A 7,881-nucleotide genomic window follows, 5' to 3' on the forward strand; every position below is an offset into this window, starting at 1 on the left:
GTGGGGCCGAGCAGCAGCGCGACCGGCAGCGCGGCGAGCGAGGCGGCCAGCACCGTGGCGCTGAAGCCGAGCCCGGCGTGCGCGGTGCCGAAACCGATCAGGCCGCCGCTCATCGCGCCCACGCACCAGCCCGCGTGCATGGACGACAGGATCGACCGCTTGTAGGCCTGCTCGACCACGCTGGCCTGCGCGTTCATGGCGATGTCGGTGATCCCGAAGGTCATCCCGAACAGCGCCACGGCCCCGAGCAGCACCCCGTAGGTCGGCGCGTAGGCGACACCGATGTAGGAGACGGCGGTCAGCGGCAGCGCGACGCGCAGGACGGCCCGGCTGCCGACCCGGCCCATCACGGCCCGCAGGCCCTGCATCGCGACCAGCGCGCCGAGGCCCCAGACGAGGACCACGACGCCGATCTCACCCTCGCTCGTTCCGAACTTGCTCGCGAGTGCGGGCATGCGCGAAGTCCACACACCGCAGAGCAGTCCTGCCAGGGCGAAGGTCAGGAACGTACCCGTGCGCGCGCGCAGCAGCATGGTTCACCTCTTTCTCGTCTAGGTGGGGCAAGGGCCCGGGGGTCGTCGTCCGGGCACGCTGGAACGCTCCAAAGCCCGTGGGGGCGTCCGGAGGCTCGGCGGCGTGCGCCGGGTCGTGCGGTGGGTGGGGTCGTGCTCGGTGGACGAGGCGGGGCGGCCGGGCGTCAGCCCGTGGCCAGTGCCAGAAGCCGGTCCTTCAGTTCCGCGAGCCGTGTCTCGTCGTACAGCCCGGGTCTGTGGCTCAGCACTTCCCAGAGGCCCTCGGCGGCCAGCCGGACGACCATGGCGGTCGCCGGGTCGGGATCCTCACCGCAGGGCCGCTTGTGCCAGCGGCCCATGGCCTCGTTCAGCGGCTCGGCGAGCTCCGGATCGGTGGCCGCGGCCGTGATGGCCGACCATCGCCGGTGCGCCCGCGCCTCGCCGGTGAGGATCTCGAAGGTCGCCAGGACGTAGGCGCGGGTGTAGGACCCCGGGCCGCCGTCGTCGAACGAGCCGATCAGCTCGTCGAACTCCGCGATGACCCGGGCGACCAGCGCCTCGACCAGGGCTTCCTTGGACGGGAAGTGGTAGAGCAGCCCGCCCTTGCTGACCCCGGCGCGCTCGGCGACCGCGTTCAGCGTCAACGCGCGTCCGCCGTGCTCGGAGAGCACGGCCTCGGCGGCGTCGAGGAGGGCTTGCTTCATCATGGCTGCTCCACTGTACCGACCGGACGGTTCAGGCGACAACTCGAAGATCTTCCGTAAAAATCACACCGGGAGCGTAAATATTCCGCTGTGAGCGCGGTCACCCCGCAGGTTCCACCGGGTGGCCGGAAAGCGTCCCGGGCCGGGACGGGACCCGGGCCCCGCGCGGATAACCTGGGGCGCGTGGTGACCTATCTGGACCATGCGGCGACGACCCCCATGCTCCCCGAGGCGATCGCGGCGATGACGGCCGAGCTGGGCGAGCTGGGCAACCCCTCGTCCCTGCACGCGGCGGGCCGCCGGGCGCGCCGGGTGGTGGAGGAGTCCCGCGAGATCGTCGCCGAGGCGTTCGGCGCGCGGCCGAGCGAGGTCGTGTTCACCTCCGGCGGCACCGAGGCCGACAACCTCGCCGTGAAGGGGCTGTACTGGGCCCGCCGCGCCGCCGATCCGGCCCGCGCCCGGGTGCTCGCCGGGGCGGTCGAGCACCACGCCGTCCTCGACACCGTCCAGTGGCTCGGCGCCCACGAGGGCGCCGAGGTCGAGTGGATCCCGTGCGACGACACCGGGCGGGTCCGGCCGGAGGCGCTGCGGGAGATGATCGGCGCCGGCGACGACGTCGCGCTGATCACCGTCATGTGGGCGAACAACGAGGTCGGCACCGTCCAGCCGGTCGCGGAGATCGCCGAGATCGCCCGCGAGCACGGCGTCCCGTTCCACACCGACGCCGTCCAGGCCGCCGGGCACCTCCCGGTCGACTTCGGGGCCAGTCACGCGCACGCGCTGACCCTGTCCGGGCACAAGCTGGGCGGGCCGCTCGGCGTGGGGGCGCTGCTGCTCGCCAAGCCCGGCAAGTTCGGCGGGGTCGATCCCGCCGCGCTGCTGCACGGCGGCGGCCAGGAGCGGGACGTCCGGTCCGGCACCCTCGACACGCCCGCCATCGCCGGGTTCGCCGCCGCCGCTCGGCTCGCCGCCGAGCGCCGCGCGGACGAGGCGGCCAGGCTCACCGTGCTCCGCGACCGGCTGATCGCGTCGGTGCTCGACGCCGTTCCGGACGCCGTCCTCAACGGCGATCCGGTGGACCGGCTGCCCGGCAACGCACACTTCTCCTTCCCCGGCTGCGAGGGCGACGCCCTGCTCATGCTGCTGGACGCGCGCGGCATCGCCTGCTCGACCGGTTCGGCCTGCTCGGCGGGCGTCGCCCAGCCCAGCCACGTCCTGCTGGCGATGGGCGCGACGCCCGAACGCGCGCGCGGCTCGCTCCGCTTCACCCTCGGGCACACCTCCACCGACGCGGACGTGGACGCCCTGGCCGAGGCCCTTCCGCCCGTCGTCGAACGCGCCCGCCGGGCCGGCCTCAGCTGACCTCAGGCCCGGTCGGCCAGCACGTGCGAGGCCGAGACGATCTCCAGGACGGGCAGGGCGGCCAGCGGCGCGAGCGCGTGCTCGAAGAGCTGGAGCCGGGCCGGCCCGCGCCACGCCTGCCGCACCGTGATCCCGGCGGGTTCCGTCCGGACCAGGCCCCGGGGGCCCGTCCCGGACGCGCCGCTCCCGGGCTTCACCGCGAACGTCGGCCTGGTGATCTGCTCGCGGGCCTCGCCGAGGTTCATCGGCGCGTACTCGTAGGGCATCGTCGCCGTCGCGACGCGCTGGGTGCCGCAGTCCAGGGTGCCGACGAGCGTGTCCTCCTCGACCACCAGGTGGGGCGTGCCGGCGCTTTCCGGGGAGGCCGGCGGGACGTGTCCGGCGGGAAGGGCGTCGATACCGCACAGGTGGATGGCGTGCAGGTACTCGCCGTCCTCACCGCCGTACCGGACGGCGACGACCTGGCAGGCCTCGGTCCGGGGGCCGGAGCCGTCCGGGTCGTCCAGGTTCGCGATCTCGAACCGGACGAGCGGCTCGGCGACCTCCAGCGGCTCAGGGACGACGGCGCGGAGCGCGTCCGGGTCGCTGCGGTAGACGATGCTGAGGTACTCGCGGTCGACCAGCCGGGGCGCGCCGCGCGACCGGTCGGTGAGCGGGGGCACGGCATAGCGGGTCGTGGCATGGGGGAGCGGGGAGGCGGGGGCGCGCAGCAGTTCTTCCGGCTTCATCGGCACTCCTCGGACGGGCCCGCGTGAACGAGGCCGCTTGGACGAGGCCGCTTGGACGAGGCCGCTCGGACGGGCCACTGGGACCAGGCAGCTCGAAGGCGAGGCAGCTCGAAGGCGAGGCCGCCCCCGGCCCGTCCCGTTGGACACGAAATGTCACATAGGCGTCGCCAAGCGCTATATCTAGATGTTCCGCGAGGACGCCGGATAAAACGAGGACGCCCGACAAAACACGGAAGCCCGCGTCCGGGCCCGCACACGGAGACGTGCGCGGACCGCGGACACGGGCTTCGACGCCGGAACGACCGGAAGGGCCGCGGGGACGGCGGTCAGGGCTGGAACGGGGCCAGGGCGCGCCAGCCCGGGTCGGGCGTGGAGGCGACCTTCGCCTTGCCCTCCGCCCACCCGGCGGTGAGCTGGTCGAGCTGGGCGAGGACGCCCGAGTCGGGGTCGGCGTACAGGTGGAAGACCCGCAGGCCGTCGCCGGTCTGCCGGACGACCAGGACCGAGTCCGGCAGCGCGTCCAGCTTCCGCTCGAACTCGCGCAGCGCCGACGCGGACGGCTCGACGGGCAGCCGGTCGGGGTTGGCGTGCTGGTACGGCACCGACACCTCGACGTGCAGGTCGGCGAGCGGGTGGTCCTGCCGGTGGACGGGGAAGCGGATGCCGAACTGGGCGGGGTGCCCGCGCGGCGTGCGGCCCTCGCCCGACAGCCAGGTCGGCTCGCGGAAGTCCTCCACGATCTGCTCGACGACGACGGGCAGCACCGCCGGGGGCAGCGAGTCCACCGGCTCCTCGGCGGCGATCTTCACCTCGCCGATCCAGCGCGCCACGTCGTCCTCGCCGAGCGCCCAGTGCAGCACGTGGAACGCGACCGCGACCTGGTGCTCCTCGGAGACGAACAGGAAGTCGGGGTGGTAGGCGGTGATGTCGACCCGGCCGCGGAACTGGTCGGCCCGCATCCCGAACCGGACGTATTCCAGGTCGAAGTCGTGGTCGCCGAGCTGTAGCTCCTGGCCGAGCATCTCCGGGTCGGCCGGACGCGCGGGATGGAAGTCCCAGCCGCCCGCCGCCGCCCCCTCCGGCGCGGCCCGGTACCAGCGCTCGGCGAGCCCGCGCAGCTCCGGGTCGCCGCCGCCGGAGACGGTCAGCGCGGGCGCGCGCCCCTCCATGCCGCCGATCTCCCACTGCAGGTCCGGATGGATCCGGGCGACCCGGCGGGACAGCTCCTCCATGATCTCCGCGGACAGGCCGGCGACCGCCTCCGGCTCCGCCTCCCCGTCCGACAGCAGCGCCTCGGGCGTGTCGGGCACGGCCGACAGCGACGCCTCGACGTCCGGGCGGGCCCCCGCCCACCACTCCCAGAACTCGCTGATCGCCGGGGTCACGGCGGACGTCGTCTCACGCGGACGGCGGAAGATACCCACCAGTCGTCTCTTCCTGTCTCAGATCGAACGGAGGGGCCCGGGAGGACCCGCTCCGCAACCCTACGCGAGCCCTCGCCCGTCTCGTCATCCATGACCCGCCCGCCCGGAGGGCCGCCGTCCAGCGGTTCGAGCGCCGTCCGGCCCTGTTCACCGCCGTCCGTCCCCGCCGCCGGACGGCAGGGGCGTCCGGCCTCGCGACCGTCCGTAGGGGAACTGCTCCAGACTGATGCTTCCCGTGCCCGCCGGGCCCCCTCTACGCTCTCGCCACCATCGCGAAATCGCTGCGACCGCCCGACCGCTCCAGGCCATTCCAGCCGTTCCGCGGGGACTTCTCGTGCCGATCCACCGGAGGGGTTCATGGACGACTACACCGCCGAGGTCCGGCGCCGCCTGGAAGCCGACGGATGCGTGCTGAGCGACGAGTACGTCGGGCAGTACCCGGCCCTCGTCGGCTACCGGTCGAACTGGCGGATGCTGAACAAGCTGCACCTGGTCACCACCGTCGCGCGGGTGCCGAACGCGAGCCCGGAGACCGTCGACCGGTTCGCCCGGGCGAGCGTCACGCTGGCGAAGCAGCGGTACGGCCAGATGCGCGGGTTGCAGTCGGGCGTCCTGACGCTGCCCGCCCTCGTCGCCGACACCGTGGACGAGGACACCCGGCTGCTCGTGTCCAAGCCGTACCGGCTCCACCTGGGAGGCTTCGCCGCCCTCGCCCGTCCCGTGGTCGTCGACCTGCGGACCGGCGAGGCGCTCGCGTTCCGGGGCTTCCGCCTGTGGGGAGCCGCGTTCCACTCCTACATCCGCGGCAAGGTGAACCTCTACTTCCCGCCCGCGCACGGCCCCTCCGGACCGTCCGGTCACTCCGGTCCGTCCGCCTGACGCGCGTGCGCCGTCCCCTCACCGCACCTTGAGCGAGGCGATCACGGTGCTGATGTCGCGGTAGAGGTCCTTGCGCGAGTCGGGGACGAAGAACCAGAGGACGGCGGGCAGCGCGTGCCCGGTGTCCAGCACGACCACCCCCGACAGGCCGGACCGGCCCGGCGTGCTGAGGCCGACCTTCCGCGTGAGCAGCCATCCCGCGTGGCCGTCCAGCCAGACCGGCCGGGACGCGCGGGCCTCGACGGTCGCCCAGGGAATGCTGCTCTCATGGTGGTCGTAGGCCTTGGCGGCGAGGGACCGGAGCCAGTCCCAGCCCCGTCCGGTCACGGCCGGATAGTCCTGGACGGGACCCGAGGCGATCGTCGCCGTCACGCCGTACCGGTCCGTGAAGGCGTACTTGATCATCAGGCCGTCGGTGCCCGGGGTGGCGGGCGCGGGTTTCCACGCGCCGCCGAACGACATGTACGACACCTGCGCGGACGGGTCGGTGATCCGTCCCTTCGCCGGTGACCCCTTCCCCGGGTACCGGGGAAGGGGCGCGGTCGCGGCGGCCGGGGGCGGGCCGTTCCACGGTCCGGCCGGCTGCTCGACCTGGGGTTCCGGCCTGCCGCCGTCCCCGCCGTGCGTCACCAGCACGGCGACGCATCCCACGATCTGTGCCAGCAGCAGGACGAACCCCACCAGGCGGAGCTTGTCCGGAAGCAGTTCCACGAGGTTTCCCCGGGCCCGCAGCGCGCGGACGATCGGGTTGCCGTCCGCCGTTCCGCTGATCGTCATGTCACCGCTTCCTGGGCAGCGCGCGGCCCGCATACCGGGCCTCCTGGAGGCTGTCCTCCAGGGACAGCGGCTCGGACAGGTCGTCGGGACGCCCGTCCGAGCCCTCCGGCACGGGACGGGCGAGCTTCACCGGCGGGGACCCGGACGCAGGAAGCTCCCTCCGGTAGGCCGCGTCGGCGAGGCGGACCCGGTCCGCGTACCGCTCCAGGGCCTCCACCTGCTTCACCACGGCGTCCACGTCGGCCCGGAGTTTCTGCCAGTGGGGTTCGAGCTCCGCGCGGACGGGTTCGGTGTTCCCGCGCCGGTGGGCGATGGCGGCCAGCCGGCGTTCGCGGGCCGAGAACTCGGCCAGGGACTCCGCGATGGCCCACTCCGCACGCGGCAGGTCGACCGGATGGGCCATGTCGTAAAGCAACCCGCGGGTGCCGACCGCCGAGCGCTGGACGGCCGTCACCGCCTCCTGCGTCCGCCGCATCAGCCGCCGGTGGGAGACGGAGAGCTGGCGCCGGATCTTCAGCGTGAAGTCGTGGTCCAGGAAGTAGCGGCCGTGGTGGAGGCGCGCGAGGCGGGCGGGATCGGACCGCGTTCCGGCGACGAGGAGCCAGACGAAGAACGCGACCTCCAGGACGGCCTCGGCCAGCATGAACGGCCAGAAGCCTGCGCGCCACCACAGGGCCGCGAGCCCGAGTTGAAGCAGCGTGCCGAAGACGAGCCCCCGGGCGCGTCCGACCATGAAGGGCAGGCAGACCACGGGCAGGCCGGCGCACGAGACCGCCATCGGGACGGTCATGAGCGCCTCTCCGGCCGAGCGCCGGGCGCGCCCGGTCTCCGGCGGCGGCTCCTTGCACGCCGGGATCAGCACGTCCAGCCTGCTCAGCAGCGCGTCCCGCACCTCGGGCGGCAGTTCGGGATCCATGACCGGCCGCGCCAGTTGCTTCGCCTGCTGCATCCGGGGTCCCTCCCTCGCGGTGATGCGGACGGCCCGCCCGTCACGTGGTCCGAAGCGAGTCGAGCACGGTGTTGACGTCCTTGTAGAGGCGCTTGTGCGTCTCGGGAATGTCGATCCAGACGTGGGACGGGCGGGTCTGGCCGGTGTCCACGACGACGGGATTGTGGCAGGGGAGGAACGGCCTGGGAAAGGGACTATCTGGCCATCTTGATCGCACGTCATGGAGAACACGTTCCGTGAGGATGCAGGTACGGGGCAGGAGTGGCCGTCCGGTGGTGCCGTGGAACGGCGTCGTCCGGTGGTGTCCCGGCGTCCGGGAGCGGCCCGTGGACGGGTCGGGAAAGCCGTTCTGATGGGAGTTATGTGCCGCTAGAGTGCGTTTGTTCCGTGACTGAGGAGCCTCATGAGCCAACCCCCCAGGGATCCCCGGTACGCGCCGCCTCAGCAGGGCCACCCTGCGCAGCCTTACGCACCGCATCCCGCCCACCCGGCGCAGCCCTACGCACCGCAGCCGGCCCCTCCCGCGCACCCGCAGCCGCAGCCGGG

Annotated in this window: 8 protein-coding genes; 2 read left to right on the forward strand and 6 right to left on the reverse strand. The window is 73.2% G+C overall.

The window, feature by feature from the left end:
* Both AB0J52_RS19220 and AB0J52_RS19225 read right to left on the reverse strand, forming a co-directional pair.
* The coding region (locus AB0J52_RS19220) for an MFS transporter (protein WP_500182953.1) at nt 1-533 on the reverse strand (533 nt) is incomplete at its 3' end.
* A 164-nt stretch (nt 534-697) separates the two neighbouring features.
* A complete protein-coding gene (locus AB0J52_RS19225; RefSeq protein ID WP_500182954.1) occupies nt 698-1,219 on the reverse strand; it encodes a TetR/AcrR family transcriptional regulator in 522 nt (173 codons plus the stop codon).
* Between the two features lie 183 nt (nt 1,220-1,402).
* Between AB0J52_RS19225 and AB0J52_RS19230 the strand changes: the two genes are divergently transcribed.
* Nucleotides 1,403-2,578, forward strand: a complete 1,176-nt coding sequence (locus tag AB0J52_RS19230) for a cysteine desulfurase family protein (protein WP_500182960.1) — start codon at nt 1,403-1,405, stop codon at nt 2,576-2,578.
* A gap of 2 nt (nt 2,579-2,580) precedes the next feature.
* On the opposite strand, the gene AB0J52_RS19235 is transcribed toward AB0J52_RS19230, so the two are convergent.
* Nucleotides 2,581-3,306 (reverse strand): acetoacetate decarboxylase, encoded by a 726-nt coding sequence (locus tag AB0J52_RS19235; RefSeq protein ID WP_500182955.1) that lies wholly within the window; start codon nt 3,304-3,306, stop codon nt 2,581-2,583.
* A 326-nt stretch (nt 3,307-3,632) separates the two neighbouring features.
* Complete coding sequence (locus tag AB0J52_RS19240; RefSeq protein ID WP_500182956.1) at nt 3,633-4,730, reverse strand: DUF695 domain-containing protein; 1,098 nt, start codon at nt 4,728-4,730, stop codon at nt 3,633-3,635.
* Nucleotides 4,731-5,087: 357 nt separating this feature from the next.
* Between AB0J52_RS19240 and AB0J52_RS19245 the strand changes: the two genes are divergently transcribed.
* Nucleotides 5,088-5,609 carry a hypothetical protein gene (locus AB0J52_RS19245; RefSeq protein ID WP_500182957.1) on the forward strand — a complete coding sequence of 174 codons (522 nt, stop codon included), beginning with the start codon at nt 5,088-5,090 and terminating at the stop codon, nt 5,607-5,609.
* 18 nt (nt 5,610-5,627) lie between these two features.
* Here AB0J52_RS19245 and AB0J52_RS19250 read toward each other — a convergent pair whose 3' ends face one another.
* Complete coding sequence (locus AB0J52_RS19250) at nt 5,628-6,386, reverse strand: hypothetical protein (RefSeq protein ID WP_500182958.1); 759 nt, start codon at nt 6,384-6,386, stop codon at nt 5,628-5,630.
* A gap of 1 nt (nt 6,387) precedes the next feature.
* Nucleotides 6,388-7,335 (reverse strand): hypothetical protein, encoded by a 948-nt coding sequence (locus AB0J52_RS19255; RefSeq protein ID WP_500182959.1) that lies wholly within the window; start codon nt 7,333-7,335, stop codon nt 6,388-6,390.
* Nucleotides 7,336-7,881 lie beyond the last annotated feature (546 nt).

The organism is Spirillospora sp. NPDC049652 (assembly GCF_040675125.1).
In the GTDB taxonomy this organism is placed as follows: Bacteria; Actinomycetota; Actinomycetes; order Streptosporangiales; family Streptosporangiaceae; genus Spirillospora.